2 protein-coding genes are annotated in these 1495 nt (G+C 71.2%); one reads left to right on the top strand and one right to left on the bottom strand.

Annotated features, from left to right (window positions below):
* Nucleotides 1–206: 206 nt before the first annotated feature.
* Nucleotides 207–800, bottom strand: coding sequence for an SACE_7040 family transcriptional regulator (locus tag ACWDX9_RS63215; RefSeq protein ID WP_357731557.1), 594 nt, complete (start codon nucleotides 798–800; stop codon nucleotides 207–209).
* 62 nt (nucleotides 801–862) lie between these two features.
* Here ACWDX9_RS63215 and ACWDX9_RS63210 point away from each other — a divergent pair.
* A partial coding sequence (locus ACWDX9_RS63210; RefSeq protein WP_449973436.1) for a carboxyl transferase domain-containing protein occupies nucleotides 863–1495 on the top strand: 633 nt, incomplete at its 3' end.

The following is a 1495-nucleotide window of genomic DNA, read 5'->3' as shown; positions in this document are numbered from 1 at the left end:
CGGCGGGCCGAAGCCGCCCGGCCCCGGCGGTGGACCGGGCGGCGGGCCCGGCGGTGGACCGGGCGGGTGCGGGGGGAACGGGTGGTGGGGGTGCGGGGCATCCCAGAAGTCGGGCTCTTCCATGATTACCTCCAACTATCGAGATATCTTGACGATATATCTAGATAGTTGGCACGGGAAGGCCATTTCGGGCAGATCCCTGAAAGTTAGCGAGCGCTAACAGCAGCGGTGACGGCCGCGCGCGCCATGGCGTGCAGCAGCGGCCGCATGTCCCCCGCGCCCAGCTCGCCCGCGCTGTGCGGCGTGGAGTTAAGCAGCCCGAACACGGCGTGCGTCGCGGCCCGCAGCCGCGCCGCCGGGCACGCCGGGTGCAGCTCGGCCAGCACGGTGACCCACTCCTCGACGTAGAGCCGCTGCAGCCGCCTGATCTGGCGCCGCTCGGGCTCGGGCACGTTGCCCAGCTCCCTGTCGTGCACGGTGATCAGCGCCGGCTGCTCGAGAGCGAACGTGATCTGCACGTTGAGCAGCGCGTCCAGCGTCTCCTGCGGATCCGGGTACGAGGTGACCACCGCGGCGGCCGACTCGCGCAGCCGCGAGCTGACGTCGAGCAGCATCTCCGACAGCAGCGCGTCCTTGCCGCTGAAGTGCCGGTAGAGCGCGGGGCCCGAGACGCCGACCGCGGCGCCGATGTCCTCGATCGAGACGCCGTGGAAACCGCGCGCGGCGAACAGCCGGGCCGCCGCCTCCAGGATCTCCCCGCGCCTGTTGCGGCGATTCCGGGTAGGGGCGGTAGTGGTCACGTCTCACATGCTAGACGACTACGTTAATGATGACTAACATCTCGTGCTATGAGAGGGGCGTCATGAGCGAGTGGCCGGTGCTGAAGTCGTCCGCCGATCCCGGCGGCGAGGCGTTCAAACGTAACGCCGAGCTCAACGAGCGGCTCGCCGCCGAGCTGCTGGAGCGGCTGGAGGCCGCCGCCCGGGGCGGCCCCGAGCGCTCGCGCCTGCGCCACGTCGAGCGCGGCAAGCTGCTGCCGCGCGACCGCGTCGACGGCCTGCTCGACCCCGGCTCCCGCTTCCTGGAGCTGTCGCCGCTGGCCGCGAACGGGCTCTACGACGACCAGGCGCCCGCCGCGGGGATCATCACCGGGGTCGGCCGGGTCTCCGGCCGCGAGTGCGTGATCGTCGCCAACGACGCCACCGTGAAGGGCGGCACGTACTACCCGCTCACGGTCAAGAAGCACCTGCGCGCGCAGGAGGTGGCCCTGCACAACCGCCTGCCGTGCGTCTACCTCGTCGACTCGGGCGGCGCGTTCCTGCCCAAGCAGGACGAGGTGTTCCCCGACCGGGAGCACTTCGGCCGCATCTTCTACAACCAGGCCACCATGTCCGCCCGCGGCATCCCGCAGATCGCCGCCGTGCTCGGCTCGTGCACGGCGGGCGGCGCGTACGTGCCCGCGATGAGCGACGAGGCCGTCATCGTGCGCGGCCAG

It is taken from the genome of Nonomuraea sp. NPDC003201, from assembly GCF_053590415.1.
This window is presented reverse-complemented; position numbering and strand designations above follow the sequence as displayed.